The sequence below is a fragment of the Nitrospirota bacterium genome (assembly GCA_016207885.1).
In the GTDB taxonomy this organism is placed as follows: Bacteria; Nitrospirota; Thermodesulfovibrionia; order UBA6902; family UBA6902; genus JACQZG01.
On the sequence record JACQZE010000030.1, the window covers coordinates 20,510 to 39,390 of the forward strand.

An 18,881-nucleotide genomic window follows, 5' to 3' on the forward strand; every position below is an offset into this window, starting at 1 on the left:
TTATGAAACTCTGTATCATCTTCCCACCTCTGCCGTTCGGCTGGACACCGGTGGCGCCGCCGATACTTGAGTATCTGGCAGCGCTCACCAGAAGAGCTGATCCAAGTATTGAGATCGAGCTTATCAGCGCCAGCGCCACTCCTGATGCCTTTGACAAGCTTGAGTGTGACCTTGCGGCTATCAGCATCCTGACCCCTACGGCTGTTCCGGGTTACCGGATCGCTGAGAAGCTTCGGGCGCGCGGCATTAAAGTGGTGTTCGGCAATATGCACGCTTCTGCCATGCCTGAGGAGGCCAAGCATCATGGAGACGCGGTGGTGATAGGTGAGGCGGAATCTGTATGGCCTGAGGTGCTTCGTGATTTCCGCGCCGGCAAGATGAAACCGTTTTACCGCGGGGAACAAATTGTTCTTGATGATCTGCCCACACCTCTTTACGGACTCCTGCAAGGTAGCCGCAAACATCAATTCAGGATAGTGAATACCTCCCGCGGCTGTCCCTATAACTGCACGTTCTGTTCGGTCAAACCGTTCTACGGCTCAAAGATCCGTTTCCGCCCCATTGACCATGTGGTGCGCGATGTGGCTGCTATTCCGGAAAAGATGTATATAAACGGAGATGAGAACATCTGGTGGGCAGGCAAGGAGCAGAGAGCCATAGACCTCTTCACTGCGCTCAAGGGAAGCGGAAAGAAGTGGATGGGCTTCGGCAGCCTGCGCCCGATCCAATCGGCTGCAGGGAAGCGCATGCTGAACGCCGCACGTGAGAGCGGCATGCTTTCTTTGTGGGTTGGCTGGGATGCTATCTCTGACGAAGGGCTGAAGGCATATGCAGCCGATGGCAAGATCGGTGTTGACCGTGAGGCCGCGTTGCGTACGCTCCGGGATCACGGCATTGATGTGTCGCTGTTTTACATGCTCGGGTCGCGCAAGGATTCACTTGATGATTTCAAACGTTCCGTAGAGGTTGCGGACCGGCTCGGTGTAAGCATGCATCCATCATTGGTGGTTCCGTATCCGGGCACCAAACTTCGCGAGCAGTATGAACCGTATATTTATAAGGAGCTTGGCTGGGAATATTATACCGGCGCGTACGCGTTGTTTGAGCATCCTGATCCTGCCATGACGCCTGAGGTAAGGGAAGAACAATTCTATGAAAGCGCGCTTGAACTGCTGAGCCTGCCAAGGGTGCTGCGCCATATGTTCAAGGTTCCATTGGCCGGTTTTCCTCATGCCCACATCCTTTCACTAATGTCTCAGATCCCGGTTCGGCATGGCATGAAGATTGCTTTTGATAAGTGGAAGGATTCAAAAGAATCAGTAAGTAAAAAGAGATTTATAGCCAGATAGGTTGGATTCGCTGACAATTATGTATTAATATGTAATAAATATATAACAAATATGTAGTTAAGGAGGAGATGCTATGAAACAGTACCGGATTATATTCGCTATGATGTTTTTACTCTCATTTGCCGTATTGGCAGGATGTGCCGGAAGTCTCCCTCAGCAGGCGATTAAACTTGATCCTGTTGAAGAGCCGATCGCATTGGAGTTTGTCTTTGTTAAGGGCGGCTGCTTTCAGAGGTCTGTTCCTGCCGGGCCTCTCGCTGACGGCGATATAGAGAAGCCGGCATATGAAGTCTGCGTTTCCGACTTCTATCTAAGTAAATATGAGGCAACTCAGAACCAGTGGCAAGAGGTCATGGGGGATAACCCGGCCCACTTCAAACAGTGCGGTACCAATTGCCCGGTTGAGTTTGTCAGCTGGGACATGGCACAGGAGTACATGAAGAAACTTAATGCCGCAAGCGGCAAGCAGTACAGGCTTCCGACAGAGGCTGAATGGGAATATGCAGCACGCAGCGGAGGAAAGAAAGAAAGATGGTCAGGAACTGACGATGAGACTAAACTGGGTGAATACGCATGGTATAGTCGGAATAGCGGAAATACCACACATAAGGTCGGGCAAAAAAAATCGAATGCCCTGGGGTTGCATGACATGACAGGCAACGTTTATGAGTGGTGTCAGGATTGGTTTAACGAATCCTACTATGAAGAAAGCCTCAAGGATAATCCTATGGGGGCAGACAGCGGTATGCATCGTGTCCTTCGCGGAGGATCTTGGGAAGATGATCAGTACAGCCAGCGTACAGACGACAGGGGAAGAGATGAGCCTGCCGGCAGGGGACGCAATAACGGCTTCAGGCTGCTTCTGCCAGCCACAAAATAAATTTAAACAGGAGTTTATTATGTCCACCAGTGAAAGTCATCGTCTGACTGAAGAAATTCTCGGTTTTATCGAGGCAGGTGTTGATGCCGATATTCCTGATTTTAATGATTACTGCATGAGGATGTTCGCCATGCACTATGAGAGCAATAAAATATTCCGTGAGTTCTGCGATGTTAAGAAGGTCAAGCCGGGCGACATCAGCAGATGGGAAGATGTCCCCATGGTCTATAACGATATGTTCAAGACACATCTTGTCGCCTCGTTTCCTCTGGAGCAGTCTGTTATGTCCTGCCTTACAGGCGGCACTACAAGCCTTACACAGCGGGGCCGTATCTTCCGTGATGAAGATGGCAAGCGCCTCGTATTTGCGGCAAACAGGATGATGACAGGTTCTTACCTATTCCCTGATTTTGAAGAGGGAAAGCGATGCCGTATTCTTATCCTTGCGCCAAGCCCTGAACTTGCTCCGTCAATGGGGATGGCGATAGGCATGGACCAGACGCGCAGGGCTTTCGGAACGCCTGACAGTATGTTTTTGTTAGGCAAGTCAGGGATACATATCAATGAACTTTTAAAGGCCCTCCGTGAGTCTGAAGCGAGCGGAGTGCCGGTGGCGCTTATTGGAGCCACATCCGCGTATGTCTACTTCTTTCAGGCTTGCCGCAGAAAGAAGATGAAGTTCTGCCTTCCGCCAGGGAGCCGCATATGCGACGGCGGAGGATACCGCGGCAGGTTCGGGCCCGTAAGCCGTGAGGATTATTACGGGATGGTGCAGGAGATATTTAACATACCGGAATCTCATTGTGTAAATGTTTTAGGTGAAGCTGAGACTGCGACCAACCTTTTTGACGATGCATTGCGCCGCCATGTAAAGGGACTGCCGCCGCGCAAGCGCACGAGGCCTGTGCCGCCATGGGCGCGTGTTCGAGCCATGAGTATTGACGACCTCAGCCCTCTGCCGGATGGTGAGGTCGGCCTCTTTGCTCACTGGGATCTTGCAAATGTTCCTACTGTGTTGGCTGTCATCACCGACAATCTCGGCTACACGACAGATGACGGACGCGGCTGTGAGATGGTGGGACGCGCCAAGATCGAGGGAGGCAAGGTATCTCCGCTGCCTGATGAGGAGGCTGCAAGCCCTATGGGAGATTCTGCCATCTTCCGCATGCTTGAGAAGTATGTGCATTTCACGATTGATCTTAAGATGCAGATGGCAAAGGATCCGAAGGTTGAGCCGAGCGTGCGTGAAGAGATAGAGGCGCGGCCCGGTTCTGTAGCATCATGCCCGCAGGTGGTTGATGAGATACTTGTAGCGCAGGCTGATGCAGAGGCTGCCGAGCTTAGAGACAGGTCTCTGGGCGCATTCAAGGATCAGACCGATCGTTCTCTTGACTGGTATGCTGATGAGGAAAAGAAGCAGGCGCTTGCGGATCATCCTGCCGGCCTTAGATCAGAGAAGCACGAGAAAGACGTGCCGAAGAATAAGGCCGATAAGAAATAATAAAGTGTTTTTTGTCATTCCCGCAAACGAAGTGCGTCGGGAATCAATTGTTAGAAAGATTCCGGACAAGCCGGAATGACATAATATCCTATGAATAAAGCATTAACTATCATTATTGGTTTTGTGCATGATTTTGCCGCCGGCTGCTGGGCAGCTACTGTCCTTGCGATATATTGGCTCAGCGGGCATTCCTTTCCATCTGAAGTCAGCGTCATCATGCTTGGACTAAAGAAGCAGCTCTTCTGGTCAGGAGTCGCGTGTGTTGTTACTGTATTTGCAACAGGCGCCGGCAGGTCGTTCACCTATGTTGACAATGTCTACGGCAAGGATGCTGAAAAGGCAAGAAGAAGGCTGCTGATCATAAAACACATTATCCTTCTTCTTGTTTTTGGCTCCGGTCTTTTCTGGCAGTACACGATGGTTTTCCGGTAAGGGGTTCTTCCCTCGTAAATATAATCAGGCCTTCGGCATTTTCTTGCTCAATGGTATCTGAATTGCTTACAATAGTTACACTATGAAAAAGATAAAAAAAGTTATGCTTATCACCCCTCCTTATCACAGCGGCGTTGTGGAATCCGCAGGCGTATGGCTGAATGTTGGTTTTGTTTATATTGCTGGAAGCCTCAGAGCTGCGGGATATGCCCCAATTTATTATGATGCCATGAGCCACTGGCACGGATATGATGAGATCGGAAAGAGGATAAGAGATGAAAAGCCGGATGTTGTGGCAACAACCGCTTTTACCGCTGAGATAGTGGAGGCATTAAACCTTCTGAAGTTTTCCAAAGAGATAGACCCGGATATCATCACTGTGATAGGCAATGTCCACCCCACCTTCTGCTACGACGAGATATTCGAAGAACACCATTCATACGTAGATTATATTGTGCGCGGTGAAGGTGAAGAGACGATGGTGGAGCTTATGGATACGCTTAATTCCAATGGCGACCTGTCAAAGGTAAAAGGCATCGCATACATGGATAACGGAAAGGTCGCGGCCACTGCTTCAAGGCCTTACATACATGACCTTGACAGCCTGCCCATGGCATGGGACCTGGTCGATTGGCCGATATATAAATACAAAGCCATGGAGAATTCCATAATGGCTATTGTCAGCTCTTCAAGGGGATGTAACCAGCAGTGCAGTTTCTGTTCGCAGCAGCTCTTTTGGCAAAGAAACTGGAGGGGCAGGAGCGCTGAGAATTTTGTAGCTGAACTTGAGCACCTGAGGGACACTTATGGCGTAAATGTCGTGATGCTTGCCGATGAGACGCCCACGCTTTCGAGGACAAGGTGGGAGAAGATACTGGATCTTCTAATAGAGAGGAAGGTAGGAGTAAAGCTGCTTCTTGAAACGCGCGTTGACGACATAATCCGTGACGAAGATATTATGTGGAAATACAGGGACGCGCTCGTGGACCATATTTATCTGGGCGTTGAGTCAACATCACAGGAGGCGCTTGATAAATTCAAGAAAAATATTAAGGTCGAAGAATCAAAGCGCGCGCTTGACCTGATAAACGCGCATGATATTGTGACCGAGACCTCTTTTGTGCTTGGCATGCCGGGGGATACTGTCGAGAGCATAAGGGAGACTGTTGAGCTTGCCAAGTTTTATAACCCTGACCTTGCGTTCTTCCTTGCCATAGCTCCATGGCCTTATTCAGAGATATACCCTGAGCTTAAGGACTTTGTGGTGACAAAGGACTACAGTAAATACAACCTTGTTGAGCCTGTGGTAAAACCGAAGAATATGACCATAGATGAATTGAGGGATGAGCTGGGAAGGGCATCAAGGGTATATTACATGCACAAGCTTGAGACTCTTGACACGATGACCGGGAAGAAGCGCGACTTCATGATAAAGGTCATACATATCATTTCTACAAGTTCTTACCTTGCGGAGACGATGAAGGGCACCTCAATGCCTGAGGATATAAAAAAGCTTCTTGCTAAATTACACCATAAAATTTAATTTCATCCCTCTTGTAATTTTTCATAGAAGATATATAATTTAAACTGGCTCTAATTCAGATATAAAAATCAAAGGGGGAACGAGATGAAAAAGAAATTGTGGAACAGGGGTTTTACGTTGATCGAGGTAATTGTTGTTGCAGGCATAATAGCCATACTTGCAGGTGTATTGATACCTATGATACTGAAGGAGATTGATGAAACAAGGATAACAAGGGCAAGCGCAGATCTAAGGTCGATTTCTTCAGCAATTCTCGTATTCAAGAAAGATACAGCCCAATGGCCTGCTATGGACGGGACATGCAGCCCTAATTTGACACTGTTAATCGGCGGAGGCAATGCTCCGGGTGGTATTGGGGCAAATGGATGGGACAACACTTCATCTGCCATGATTGACTACCATATTATGGTCAATGATGACGGCTGCTATAATAACTGGGCCGGTCCATATTTGCCAAGTACGAGTGCAGATCCATGGGGAAATCAATATGTAATTAACGCCGGTAATTTTGGTATAGCAGATTCTCCTGTTTGGATAATGTCAGCGGGGCCGAATGGTACTCTTGACGCTAATGCAAACTCGACTTCTCTCATAGGTGTGGACGATATAGGTTTAAGGATCAAATAATGCGTGGAGGGCTGTAGATGAAGACCAAGTGTCAGGATGGTTTTACATTAATTGAAGTTATAGTTGTTGCAGCTATAATAGCTATACTTGCAGGCGTATTGGTGCCGATGATATTGAAGGAGATCGATGAAACAAGGATAACAAGAGCAAGTGCTGATATAAGATCCATATCAAATGCTATCCTGGTATTTAAGAAGGATACAGCACAGTGGCCTGTGATGGACGGGACATGCAGCCCTAATCTGACCTTGTTAACCGGTGGCGGCAACGCTCCCGGCGGTATTGGAGACAATGCATGGGATAACACCGCGTCCGCAATGATAGATGCCCATATTATGTATAATGATGACGGCTGCTATAATAACTGGAAGGGTGCATATTTACCTGTTGTTACCGCTGATCCATGGGGAAATCAATATGTGATTAATGTTGGTAATTTCGGGGTATCCGGCAATCCTGTGTGGATAATGTCAGCAGGGCCGAATGGGGTTCTGGACTCAAATGCAAACTCGACTTCCAGCGGCGGGGATGATATTGGTTTAAGGATAAAATAACTACGCTGTCTTGTTATAGAAAAAGGAGGGGCGATAAACCGACCCTCCTTTTTTTTGTGATATCAGTATTGGATCTATATCTCTGATCTAACTCTCTTCAGTTCAGGAACTTTGTCAAACGGCCTGCCCGCTCTCTCCAGTCTATTCTCGTGCTCTATTCTTATGTCTTCAATGGACTTATTATTGAGTATGTAAGGGGTTATAAAGATGACCAGTTCCGCCTTTCTGTCTTCCTGCACAGTCTGTGTGAATAGGGTTCCCAGTAACGGCAGGTCACCAAGAAGCGGAACTTTTCTGATGGTTTCACTCACTTTATCAGTGATAAGGCCGGCAATTACAATAGTCTTGCCATTACTTACCTTGACCATTGTATCCACCTCCCTGACCTTTATAATTGGTTTTGTGCTTTTGCCGTCAGGAGATTTGGAGCCTTCGGATTCGACCTCTGATATGCTCGGGTGTATCTGCATCGTTATTACCCCATTGTCATCTATCTGCGGTGTCACATCAAGAAAGAGGCCGACCTCGTCAATCTGCGGATTTGTATATGTAGAGAGGATCGTGCCATCGGAATTCAGATAGCTGTTTGTTACCCATGAGACTTCGTTAGTAGTGAGTTTTATCACCGCACGCTGGTTGTTCATTGTGGAAACTTTCGGGCTGGAGAGCACATTTACCTGCCCCTGTGATTTCATGGCGTTCAGGATAGCTGTTATCTTTTCTTCTGATAGTTTCAGACTGAAAACATTGGTATCTGCCGCAAGAAGCTGTGTAAAAGAAAAAAGCTCGCCGGTGACTTCTGTTCCGCTGTCTGTGGTGATTTCTCCAGTGCCGGAGCCGGTGAGAAGATTCCAGTCTATGCCGAATTTGTACCCGTCATCAAGAGAGACCTCAACTATGTGCGCCTGTATCATAACCTGTTTACTGACAGCCTTCTCAATATCATTAAGAAAATCTTCTATCCTCTCCATGTTATCCGAATAATCTGTGATCTGTACAACCCCTGCCAGCTCGTTGATAATAAGTTTTTTCCCTTCCTTGCCGGATACTGACTTATCTCCGGCATCTGAACCGCTTTTTGAGCCGCCAAATATTATTACCTCAAGCCCGGCCCTTATCTCTTTCCAGAAATCTGATTTGCCTGATGTAGTTATGTTCACATTGCCTTGTCCGGAGGATGAAGATGACCCTGTTCCTGATGTGGAACCTGAGAGATTAAGGTTTATTGTAGAGCCTCCGCTGCTTGTCCCTGATGATGAACCGCCGCTTGAAATAGAAGCGTTCATTGTGCTTGTTGAAGACCGCGTGCCTGTTATGTAGTTGATATTGAATGACCTTGTCTCAAGCACAGGAGTGGTTACCCTGATAAATCCCTTGTCCATCCTGAATGTATACCCGAGTTGTCTTGTAATCGCGTAAAGCGCGCTGTTAAGGTCAAGGTCAGAGAAATCAATGGAGAGGGTTCCTGTCACATCCCTGTCTGCGATTATATTAATGCCGAAATTCTTTGAAAGAAGAAGAAGCAGGTCCCGGACATCTGCATCTCTCACGCTTAATGAAAAGAGCTTCTCCCTGGCGGGTGCCGGAATATCTTCAGGCACTGTAACAGGAGCCTCAGTCACAGGCATAGCTATCTGGGGCGGCTCTTTCAAAACCATCGTATCTGATACACCGGCTATCTGATGGCTCGCGCAGCCGTAGTTCAAAAGAACTGTCAAAAATATTATCGAGCATAATTTCCTCATTTTGTTGTCTCCTTGATATCGCTTTGATTAGATAAATATATCTCTTTTGTTATTCCATTGGCAGAGAGAACAACACTCTCTTTTTTTATATCCGTTATCACACTGTTTCCTATGGCATCATTTACGCTGTAAACCCTGCCGTTTATCAGCGCATGGCTTTTGCCGTTTCTCCTGATTATGCCGTTAACTGTCATCTCGCTTTTAACTTCCGTCTTTTCAATTGAGAAAGGGTCTCTCCACTGGCTGCTGTCTTTGTCAATAAAAGTTCTCTCCGGATTAACGGCGTTAGCATTTTGTGCTGTTAATGGCGGTTGAGAGACAGCCCTTTTTACCTCTGTCTGCACGGCGTTCTTAGAGGAGAAAAATTTGATATTATATGCCGCCACCAGCAGGAGAAGCGCAAATACGGCGCTGATAAAATACTTATTAGAGAGCATTGATCTCCTCCGCAGAATAAATATTTACGACCATCTCTACAGCAAGCGATGTTTTAAGGTTCTGGACTTTAAGGCCTTCAATTTTGACAAGCCTGTTGAGATTCTGAAGTTCCCTTATGAACTCAGCAATGCTTCTGTAATCAGAGGTGAAATTGATCTTTACGGAATCACGGTATATTATTCCGGGCATTATGCCCGAGGTCGGAAGGGCCTTCAGTACCTTTCCTGTATCAAGGCTGACAAATGCCCTGTCCTTGTAATTGAATTCAATATCATCTATAGCATATTTGCTTGAGATCACGTATGCGCCTTCAATGAATTCAGCCGTGCTGCCTGACCTGGGGAAGAGCTCCTTTAAAAGGGCAATGTCTTTCTCTACTCCCGAAGCTGTGAATTCATTGCCTGCATCCATTTGCGCAACGGCGGCATTCAGTGTTCTGATCGTGTTTAATTCTGATCTCACATAGAATGCAAACAGTATCCCTGAAACAGCTATTAAGGAGATGACTGTGATAAAGGCAGGGCTGAGTTTTCTCAATTCACCACCTCATAGCTTGACCTTACTGATATAATGCTTTCTTTTTTTGAAGGGCCTGATGTGGCTATGGCAGGGGTGGATACGCGCTTGAGCCTCTCTGAGCTTTCAAGCGCTGAAATATATTTTGTTAGGAGAGCCTTATTGTAGCTTTCGCTGCTGTGTTTTATGGCTGCATCGATAGTTAATATCGCGGCATCTTTTTCTATACGCAGGTCTATTTTTTCAATCCTTACGCCTGATGGGATAAGTTTGGCTATATCGCTTAAGGCACCGTACAGGCTTGGGCTGGCATGAATAATATTGAAAAGAGTATTTTTACCGGCTGAGTATATATCATTATCATCCCCGGAACGTGCGGTGGTTGTGCTTAATGTCGTTTCTTTGTTTTTTATAAATGACATCAGATCTTTTTCTGTTTTTTTCATTGTGAAATAAGTTGTAATAAGTATTAACAGATAAACAGCAATGCAGGCTGCAATGATACTGCCGGTAATAAGGTTTTTCTTCTTCTGCAGAAGAGAGAGAGGAGTGAAGTCGGTTATCTCCCTGGATGAGGTAAGTGTAGAAACCCCGGAAAGGGCGCTGAAGGCGCTTCCGTTATTGCAGGTATCTTCAAGGCCGCTCAGCAGTCTCGTTGTGATGCCGAATCCGCTTGATATGGCATCAGTTATGCCCGTCAACCCGGAGCCTATTCCGCATACCCAGAGAGTGGAAAGCCCTTCGGCTCCTGAGCTTTTTATATATGAAGTGATGGAATTAAAAAGAACATCCACTATTTTGTATATCTTTATCTTTGAAGCCTGCTCTTCCCTGCTCTCATCACCGGCATGGGATTCGGCAAAGTCAATAAGCAGCGGAAGATTTTCATAATCCATAAGGCTTCCGTTGTTGATGATGAAGATCTCAATAGATCCGGCTCCTATATCGATAATTGCTTCGTTACCGCTTGTTTCCGGACGTAACTTGTTGAATAACCGGATGTTGCCTTCAAGGCTGCTTGTAATTACATCGGAGCTGATCCCGCATTCCTTAAGAAGCGCGAGGCAGTTGGCCAGATCCTTATTCTGTACATATTCCAGTAATATGTTATGTGTGCCGGTCTTGTTCTTTTTACTCTCTGCTATCTCCCTGAAACCGAAGGTGAATTCGTCATTGGATAATTCCCTGGCTATCATGCGTCTCAGGATCATTGATATGTCATCAGCCCCGGCGCGGGGCACCTGCTGTACGGAATGATTGACCATGTCCTGGGGAAGAATTATGTTTATTCTGCCGTGTTTTCCTGAAGGCCCGCCAATCTCTGCCGAAAGCATATCTTTTGCAGAGCGCCGGTCAGCTATGGAGAAATGATTTATAAGGTTTGCGCTGACGGCCTTGTCGTCATTTATTTTTAAAACTCTTAGGGCATTATCTCTGAGATCTATATTTAATGAGTTCATAGTAGAATTATTCAACCGACACGGACAGGTTATCAATATGTATGGATGACAGCCTGTCGCTAATAGTTATATATGCTGACGGCCCTGCGGTTGCGGGGGCCAGAAGGTTGCCGGAACTGTCCCTGTCAATATCAGCCCATACCCTTGCGATACCAATGGGCAGATTCTGCGCCAGGGCTGAACTCAGGCCGAAAATATAATTGCTCTGCGGGTTGCCTACGTTGCCTGTAATTGTAACAGGCGTGGTAAATGTCTGGTCTGTCTCAGCACCCTCACCATCTTTATAGACAATGTGAAGAGTAATGTTTGCGTTAAAAGTGGTTGCAGGAGGAGTAACGTACCTGACAATGACATTAGAGGAGACCGCTGATACAGGCATGGCCTCGTTAGCATCAATGGCTACCTGTATATCAGCTGCGGTATCTATTCCCCCAACAGCGTTGTCAGAGCCCAGGCTTGTAATTGTCGCTGAGTCTCTTCTGCTGAATGTGTCAGTTGTATAGCTGTATGTCATCTCATAACCCCAGGCGTCATTTTTGAATGACTGGGTGCTTACTCCCCCGCCCAAATACGGGCCGAATGTCCCGTTTACATTTGTATAGCTTATAAGGGCGTCAAGGTTCGGAGGCAGCTGTCCGAGGTCTCCAGTAAAGCCGAAAGAGTTCCTTGTGCCATTGCTCATCAATGACGGGTTGCCTATAACAGCCTCTTTAATATAAGTGAGTTTCTTCTCTGTTGCTTCGATCTCCTGAGCCTCCCATACTCTGAAAACTATTGGAACCATTATCCCGACCAGCAGTGAGATTATCGCCATTACAACGATGACCTCGACAAGGGTGAACCCGTTTTCACGCTTTGCCATTCTCATCTGCGTATGCTGCCTACCACTTTATAGAGAGGCAGAAAGAATGAGGAGATAGTCAAAAGGACTATTATCCCCAATATGAATATCATTACAGGTTCAATTATAACAAATATCTTTTTAACGGTTTCCGGCACATCCCTGTCGTATATATCGCTGATGTTGAGTATTGAGGAGTCGAGTGTTCCGGTCTTTTCTCCTATCTCAATAATGTTCACTATTAAAGGAGGGAAGTCGCCTGTTCTGCTGAAGGATGTGCTGAGAAGCTCTCCGCCGAGCACTGCGTTGTTGATATTCTCGAATGTTTCGGCAATTGATGTATTTTTTACAACGCTCGTAGATATTTCGAGAGTCTTATCCATGCTCATCCCTGACTTGAACAGGGTGGAAAATGTCCTGAAATATCTGGAGTGGTCAAACTTTTTTAATAGAGAGCCTATGATGGGAACTTTCAGGATGAATCTGTCAATAAGCCTTCTGCCGGAATAGGTTCTATAGTATAAATTCAGGGCAACCGGGATAAAAATAACGAACAGCAGTATTAACGGCCAGTAATCCCTGGCGATCTCAACAGTTGATATCAGAACCCGTGTTACAAGGGGAAGCTCTGCATTCATTGTGGTAAGTACAACCACAAGTTTGGGCAGGACAAATACAAAGAGTATGCCCATCAGGCTGAAGACCGCTATCATAACTATTGACGGGTACACAAATGCCATCCCTATATCTTTCTTTAACTTGATCTTCCATTTAAGATATGACATTGCGTCATCAAGCACCTGATCCATATTGCCGGATACCTCTCCGGCCCTTATTAGGCTTACATAGATGGCAGGGAATAGCTCAGGGTGTTCAAGCATTGAGCCGTAAATGGATTTGCCGGACTCTATCTTGTCATGGAGGATTGCGGCGGCCCTTGAGACTTTGCTGTTTGAAGATTGCATGCCTATGCTGTTTAAGCCGTCAAGCAGGGACATTCCTGAAGTGAATATCAGTTTTAAAAAATAGGTGAGGCTGAGCAGGTCGGTTTCATTAAGCTTTAAACGTGTTTTGAATTCAAACGACTTTTTAGAAGCATTTATGAGTGTCAGTCCTCGGGAGCCGAGCCTCTCTTCAAGTTCATTCTCATTGGATGCGTCGATCTGGTCATTGATTATTTGAGAATCCCTGTTTATTGCCCTGTAACTGTAGGTGGCCATCAGGATACTGTCCTCGTAGTGCTGAGCACTTCCTCTAACGAGGTTTTGCCGGAGATGACCTTATGTATGCCGACATCAAACATTGTGCGCATGCCGCCCTTCTTTGCAGCAGCAGCGATCGTGTCGGAACCTGCCTTGTTAATAACGAGTTCTTTTATTTCCTGATTCATCTTCATGATCTCGTATATAACGGTCCTGCCGCGGTAGCCGCTGTCATTGCATTTTTCACATCCCTTAGCTTTGTAGAAGACTGCCCCTTCAGGTATCCTGATTTCAGAACCTTCGATGGAATTATTCGGAGGAGAGTAGGGCTCTTTGCAGTGATCGCATAACAGCCTTATCAGTCTCTGTGAGATAACCGTATCTACAGTTGAAGCAAGAAGGAAAGGCTCAACCCCCATATCTATGAGCCGCGGCAGGCTTGATGCGGCATCATTCGTATGAAGAGTTGAGAAGACCAGATGCCCGGTTAGAGAAGACCTTATCGCAAGTTCAGCTGTTTCAAAATCCCTCATCTCTCCTATGAGTATCACATCAGGGTCCTGCCTTAATATCGAACGCAGGCCGGATGCGAATGTAAGGCCTGCCTTTACGTTTATCTGCGACTGCCTTATGAGCGGCAGGTGATACTCGATGGGGTCTTCGATCGTAAATATATTTTTATAGACGCTGTTGATTATTGATAAAGCGGAATAGAGTGTTGTTGTCTTTCCTGAACCTGTAGGCCCGCTCATGAGTATCATTCCATAAGGCATGGTCAATGAATGATTCAGCGTCTCAATGTCTTCTTTTTCAAAGCCGAGATTTTCGAGCCCCAATATAAGCTGAGATTTGTTTAGCAGCCTCATAACGACGTTTTCCCCATCGACAATCGGGAAAGTCGATATCCTTACATCGTATTTCATGTTTTTTCTTGAGATCATTGTGCCGCCGTCCTGGGGCACCCTGTTTTCCGCTATATTCATTGAACCCATTATCTTTACCCTTGAAACGATAGCAGGCAATAAGCTTTTAGGCAGGTACATCGCGTGACGAAGCCGTCCATCGATCCTGAACCTGATTCTTGTGCCCCTGGTATCAGGCCCGATATGGATATCAGTAGCGCCCATATCAACGGCGGAGAAGATTATATTTTCAACAAGCCTGACAATAGGCACCAGAGATACATCAATTTTGGTGCCGGCAGCCCGATCCTCTGAACGGAGGGCTGTAGTGCTCTTCCTTACAATATCTTCTATATCATCCGGTATATCTATCTCTTCCTTTTGCTCTGCGATATCGCCGGTATGCGACATTGATAGAACCTTAAGAAGGTCTTGCTGGCTTATAAACCCTTTGCTGAAGAGGATAGCGCCGATGAGTTCTCCGGTCTTTTTCTGTTCGTCAAGCGCAATTTTCAGCTGTTCTTCTGAAATAAGGCCGGATTCTATCAGCCTTTCGCCTATCTTTTTGTAAACCAGCATAATTGTTTAAACCACCTTCATAATGTAATAAGATACTATTACATTATAATCAATTATTCCTAAGATGCAATAGAAATCAGGAAGGCGAATTTTGAAAATCCGATAATAGATATATTGATGAGACTCAGGCTTGCCCGGTCTTTTTAGGCCGCTTACCTTCCGTCACCGATACAACTATATAGAAAGCGATAAGTAAAGTAATTGTGACAGCAAGTGCGCCTGCCCACCCGAGCAGATCAGGCAGGAAAATATTACTGCCGGCAATGTTTATTCTCGAAGAAAGAAAAGGCATCCACAAACCAACCGCGAGCATCGCTCCGAATATCGCAAAGAAATGTTTGATATGTCCCTCGGCAGACCGCCGGAGAATTCCGACTACTCACCCGTCTGACAAAACCATGCCGAAGCCGAATATCGTGCCGCCTATGATACTGTGCAGCCCGGCAGGCATTACGAATGTTGAGGCAGGCTTTAATGAAGATGCTTTGATAATGCTGAAACCGATAACGCCGATGATAAGGCTTATTATCACACCGCGCATCATTTCGTAATTCCGTGAAATGAATAAGTCCCGGAACGCTGATGAGAAACCAAAAGAGGCGCGCTGGAATACCAATCCAAATGCCATCCCGAAGATCAATATGCCTGCGAGGCTGCCTTTGCCGTTTACAGAATAGGCTGCGACAATAAGGGTAATTAAAAAAATGACAAGAACTCCTATTAAAGGTGTTCGTGATAAAGAGCTGCTATTGCTGACACACGATGCCGAACCTTCCTGTTTCTTCGATAACAGCAGCTTACCGCCGAGATATCCGCCTGCTATCAAACCTATCATCATGTAGAACCCGCTTAATGACAGCGCCATGATCGATGAATAAAAACCTCCGACAATACAGGATCCAGCGATCAGGCTGCCGATTCCCATCAACACACCGCCTGTGAAACTTTTCGAACATTCAACTGCGCCGGATTTTCTTATTCTGAATTCTCCTGAAAGCAGGGCGCCGACCAATGCCCCTAAAAACAGGCCGAAAGTTATAAGGTTCTTGATATCATAATGTGCCGGCTCCAGAGGACCCCATGGCGATTCAATATTTATGCCTGCAAGCTTGTAAGTCCAGATTCCCCAAGTCCCCATTGCGGGATAGACAGCTCCCAGCGGCATTAAATAAAGAAAGAAGGCTATGTTGAGAAGGCCCAACAGCACACCGCCGATCCACTTGGGCCATTGTGTCGTAAAGAGTTTGTTATACATAAGTATTTAGAGCCTCCTTTGTTTTATTTCTATTGTTTTTTACCATAAAATTTATGGACTCTTATTAGTATCTTTCAGGATCTCCGACTTCAATTCATCATATGTAACAGTGCCGTTCTGCACGATGAAACGATCGTTGAGCATAACAGAAGGGCATGGCGGCGGATCTTTTTCCATCCAATATTCATTGGATGACTTTTTAATTACAACAACTTCTACGCCGAACTCTTTATTTGCCTTCCAGGCAACCTGAGTATTCTGCTGTCAACGAGTACCCATCGGTTCGTTTACATATAGCTTAATGGTGTTTTTCATTTTCATTCCCTCCTTTAATAGTGTAACTAAAACTCATATCTCATTTGCAAGTAAATATTATCGTTTTTATCCAACTGCCCGAACTGATTCCATTCTTCACCGCCTCCGAAGATGTTAGCTCCAACCGCTGCCCATATGGGATCGGAGAAATTGTACTTAACCTCAGGGTTGAAGAGGTAATCGCTGTCAGACGGGCTGTAAAAAGAGAAGAGGGAGAGTTTTAACGTCTGATGTATCAGAAATTGTGTAAGCCTCACAGAGGCAAGATCATGCAGCTTCTTCTCGTGCGGAAATCCAACAGGGAGGTATTTCTCATACTCCGAATAGTTGTGCATATATTCGCCATAGTATTGAAGACTGATGGTAAAGTCTTCCCAAAGCTGTCTCTGATATCCGGCAAGGAATTTCGTTTGTGAATTCGGCATCATAGGGTCTGCGCCGTCCCTGTCATTTCGAAAATCATAGTATCCTGCCTCAAGGCTCAGGACACCATCCAATGCTCTTCCCTGTAAGCTTGCGCCGTAGACAGAGAGTTCAGGGTAAAAGAACTCGATTTTTGTCGGAGCAGTCATGCTGTCCGGGAGTATGGATGGCTGCCTGGAAAACCCGCGATAGAAATATAGTGAGGCGTCAAAACCCGCGACATCACGATATATCCTGAATGCCATTTCAGTATTTTCAAGACTTGCAGACGGCTCTTTCTCCTCACGATTTGCAATAGACGGCATCGGATCAAACATGTAAAATCTCTCTGGATCAGGGAAATTGTTCGGTTCAAAAAAAGGAACGATAATCAATTCCGCAGAGGCAAAGGATGGATACATGCCGATCTTTATACCGTCAACGCCTTTTTTGAGATATTCCATCGGTCGTCCGGAGAAGAAAGTCTCATAGTCTTTTGGGAATACATCGTTTATGAAAATCAAATCTCCAAGCCCCCACGTGATGACCTGTCTGCCAAGCCTCATGTCCCACATGGATGAAGTAAAATCAATGTATCCTTCCCTTAAATCTATCTCAGATTCTTTATCAACATGGTCATGGAATGCATCTGTTTTCAGGAAGAGATGGAATGCTTCTTTATTCGCATCGAGTTTGAGCTGCAATCTTTCTTCAGCCCATTTGAAGTCCTTGCCGTCAGGATTTGATGAGTTGGTGTCGGCAGAATAGTTTCCCTGGAGGAAGCCATGAAGAGAAACATCAGATGCTGCTGCAAACGATTGTGATATTACAAAGAAAATGCACGATATGAGACAACCGATAAAAAATCTGTTTTTACTTTTCATTTTGCTCCTATACTGATTTACCTGCTCGGATACAGATAAAACCCGCATTTTTTACCAATCTGTTATTGATAACCTCTTTCACAGGCTTTTCTGACGGAGGCTGACACAGGGTTGACGCATACGAATCAACACTCAAGCCTGCCTTTTCTATTATATCCTTAATATCATTAACGCTATAAAATGTTGCGTGTTTGTATATAGGGTGTCCTTCTGCCTTTTTTACAGCATAAAGTTTACCCCATAAACTTTCCCTGTTAATTATCCCGACAATCAATCCTCCGCCAGTCTTAAGAACCCTTTTAGCTTCGGAGATAACCTTCTCCGGATTTTCCACAAAGCAGAGCGTAAACAGTATAAGTACGCCGCCGAATGATTCATCTTTAAAAGGCAGTTTCTCTCCTGAAGCTGTCTCGGCCTTTATCCCGCGCATCTCCGCTATCTTCAAAACTTCCTTAGAAGGATCAATGCCGTATTCAATACCTAATGCTTCTGCAAATCGTCCCGTTCCTGCTCCGATTTCGAGGAAAGGATGTTCAAGGCCTTTCATCAAAAGCCTTGCTGACGCGGCCTCCAGTTTAAAAAGCACTTTGCCTTCTGCACTATCAAACCACTCATCGTAATCTTCAGCATACTTGTCAAAGGCATCAACAACAGAACTCATTCCACCCACTTTTTGGGCGGCTGCTTTAAAAATCGTTCGCTGAAGAGGTTGTCCTCTATGCCGATGTTATAATCGGCTTTCGTATAGGTAACCTCTGTCCTGTGTCCGCTCAGAAGATTTTTCATCGCTCTCTTTGTAATTGTCGAAATACCTTTAACATCTTTTATTTCATCCGCGCTGAAGACCCTGTAAAGTTCGCCTTTTTTATCATAGTACTCTTCTTTCAGCGGCAGAAAACTGCCCTTATCAATCCACGAGAGTTTGTAACCGTAATCAACATCCTGAGCCTTTGGAGAGCTTTTTATGACATAGCAGTCCTTTGTATCAAGTTTTTCTTCCTTAGTAATAGTATGGTTATCATCTTCCACATCCCGTCCCGAAACATCTTCATATGTAAAATCAGAGCCGACAAAGCTTGAGCTTTTGTCCTGAGCGGCGATCCTCCTTACCATGTTGATCGCAGGCACAAAGAGCCACCTGTCATCGTCTTTGGCAGGGAATTTGTATACCATGAATGTCATGTCTTTTACATCAGCCGGCTGATAGAAGTACATGAAATACTTCTGCTCTCCGCCTGACGCGCCGTAATTCTTTCTCAGCATTGTAAGTTCCCTGACTCTCTCCTGTCCGCTTTTGCTGATAAGCTTCATCATGACCCTTGCCTTAAAGTCCTTGCCCTGGTAAAAGAATGCCTCCTGCGATTTCTTGACCACTTCCTCCGCAGTCAGCGCAAAGACATTTAACGGCATTAACAGTACAACCAATATAATCAAATATCGTTTCATCTTAAACCTC

Annotated in this window: 19 protein-coding genes; 7 read left to right on the forward strand and 12 right to left on the reverse strand. The window is 45.8% G+C overall.

The window, feature by feature from the left end; translation table 11 throughout:
- Nucleotides 1–2: 2 nt before the first annotated feature.
- The 7 genes from HY807_11840 (at nt 3) to HY807_11870 (ending at nt 6,886) form a co-directional block, all read left to right on the forward strand.
- Nucleotides 3–1,349: a B12-binding domain-containing radical SAM protein gene (locus tag HY807_11840; GenBank protein MBI4827089.1), complete on the forward strand. Its 1,347-nt coding sequence runs from the start codon at nt 3–5 to the stop codon at nt 1,347–1,349.
- Between the two features lie 73 nt (nt 1,350–1,422).
- On the forward strand, nt 1,423–2,229 hold the full coding sequence (locus tag HY807_11845) for a formylglycine-generating enzyme family protein (GenBank protein ID MBI4827090.1): 807 nt from the start codon (nt 1,423–1,425) through the stop codon (nt 2,227–2,229).
- Between the two features lie 19 nt (nt 2,230–2,248).
- On the forward strand, nt 2,249–3,730 hold the full coding sequence (locus tag HY807_11850; GenBank protein MBI4827091.1) for an acyl-protein synthetase: 1,482 nt from the start codon (nt 2,249–2,251) through the stop codon (nt 3,728–3,730).
- Nucleotides 3,731–3,820: 90 nt separating this feature from the next.
- The gene (locus tag HY807_11855) at nt 3,821–4,162 is read left to right on the forward strand and encodes a hypothetical protein (protein ID MBI4827092.1); all 342 of its coding nucleotides are present in this window, start codon (nt 3,821–3,823) and stop codon (nt 4,160–4,162) included.
- 82 nt (nt 4,163–4,244) lie between these two features.
- Nucleotides 4,245–5,705 (forward strand): cobalamin B12-binding domain-containing protein, encoded by a 1,461-nt coding sequence (locus tag HY807_11860; GenBank protein ID MBI4827093.1) that lies wholly within the window; start codon nt 4,245–4,247, stop codon nt 5,703–5,705.
- A gap of 84 nt (nt 5,706–5,789) precedes the next feature.
- Nucleotides 5,790–6,332 carry a type II secretion system protein GspG gene (locus tag HY807_11865; protein MBI4827094.1) on the forward strand — a complete coding sequence of 181 codons (543 nt, stop codon included), beginning with the start codon at nt 5,790–5,792 and terminating at the stop codon, nt 6,330–6,332.
- Between the two features lie 17 nt (nt 6,333–6,349).
- Nucleotides 6,350–6,886, forward strand: a complete 537-nt coding sequence (locus tag HY807_11870; GenBank protein ID MBI4827095.1) for a type II secretion system protein GspG — start codon at nt 6,350–6,352, stop codon at nt 6,884–6,886.
- A 74-nt stretch (nt 6,887–6,960) separates the two neighbouring features.
- Here HY807_11870 and HY807_11875 read toward each other — a convergent pair whose 3' ends face one another.
- The 12 genes from HY807_11875 to HY807_11930 all read right to left on the reverse strand — a co-directional run bounded on the left by HY807_11875 (nt 6,961) and on the right by HY807_11930 (nt 18,871).
- On the reverse strand, nt 6,961–8,631 hold the full coding sequence (locus HY807_11875; protein MBI4827096.1) for a secretin N-terminal domain-containing protein: 1,671 nt from the start codon (nt 8,629–8,631) through the stop codon (nt 6,961–6,963).
- Entirely contained in the window at nt 8,628–9,068 is a 441-nt protein-coding gene (locus tag HY807_11880; GenBank protein ID MBI4827097.1) for a hypothetical protein, read from the reverse strand. The genes HY807_11875 and HY807_11880 overlap by 4 nt, the downstream gene beginning before the upstream one ends.
- Nucleotides 9,058–9,606, reverse strand: coding sequence for a type 4a pilus biogenesis protein PilO (gene pilO, locus HY807_11885; GenBank protein MBI4827098.1), 549 nt, complete (start codon nt 9,604–9,606; stop codon nt 9,058–9,060). Before pilO ends, HY807_11880 begins: the two co-directional genes overlap by 11 nt.
- Entirely contained in the window at nt 9,603–11,045 is a 1,443-nt protein-coding gene (locus HY807_11890; protein MBI4827099.1) for a hypothetical protein, read from the reverse strand. The genes pilO and HY807_11890 overlap by 4 nt, the downstream gene beginning before the upstream one ends.
- A 7-nt stretch (nt 11,046–11,052) precedes the next feature.
- Complete coding sequence (locus HY807_11895) at nt 11,053–11,907, reverse strand: prepilin-type N-terminal cleavage/methylation domain-containing protein (GenBank protein ID MBI4827100.1); 855 nt, start codon at nt 11,905–11,907, stop codon at nt 11,053–11,055.
- A gap of 2 nt (nt 11,908–11,909) precedes the next feature.
- On the reverse strand, nt 11,910–13,106 hold the full coding sequence (locus HY807_11900) for a type II secretion system F family protein (protein MBI4827101.1): 1,197 nt from the start codon (nt 13,104–13,106) through the stop codon (nt 11,910–11,912).
- A complete protein-coding gene (gene tadA, locus HY807_11905; protein ID MBI4827102.1) occupies nt 13,106–14,569 on the reverse strand; it encodes a Flp pilus assembly complex ATPase component TadA in 1,464 nt (487 codons plus the stop codon). The genes HY807_11900 and tadA overlap by 1 nt, the downstream gene beginning before the upstream one ends.
- Before the next feature lie 124 nt (nt 14,570–14,693).
- Nucleotides 14,694–14,882, reverse strand: coding sequence for a hypothetical protein (locus tag HY807_11910; GenBank protein ID MBI4827103.1), 189 nt, complete (start codon nt 14,880–14,882; stop codon nt 14,694–14,696).
- A 66-nt stretch (nt 14,883–14,948) separates the two neighbouring features.
- On the reverse strand, nt 14,949–15,824 hold the full coding sequence (locus HY807_11915) for a YeeE/YedE family protein (protein ID MBI4827104.1): 876 nt from the start codon (nt 15,822–15,824) through the stop codon (nt 14,949–14,951).
- Between the two features lie 341 nt (nt 15,825–16,165).
- Nucleotides 16,166–17,425 carry a hypothetical protein gene (locus tag HY807_11920; GenBank protein ID MBI4827105.1) on the reverse strand — a complete coding sequence of 420 codons (1,260 nt, stop codon included), beginning with the start codon at nt 17,423–17,425 and terminating at the stop codon, nt 16,166–16,168.
- Nucleotides 17,426–17,432: 7 nt separating this feature from the next.
- Complete coding sequence (locus HY807_11925) at nt 17,433–18,086, reverse strand: methyltransferase domain-containing protein (GenBank protein MBI4827106.1); 654 nt, start codon at nt 18,084–18,086, stop codon at nt 17,433–17,435.
- A complete protein-coding gene (locus HY807_11930) occupies nt 18,083–18,871 on the reverse strand; it encodes an outer membrane lipoprotein-sorting protein (GenBank protein MBI4827107.1) in 789 nt (262 codons plus the stop codon). Before HY807_11930 ends, HY807_11925 begins: the two co-directional genes overlap by 4 nt.
- Nucleotides 18,872–18,881: the final 10 nt, after the last annotated feature.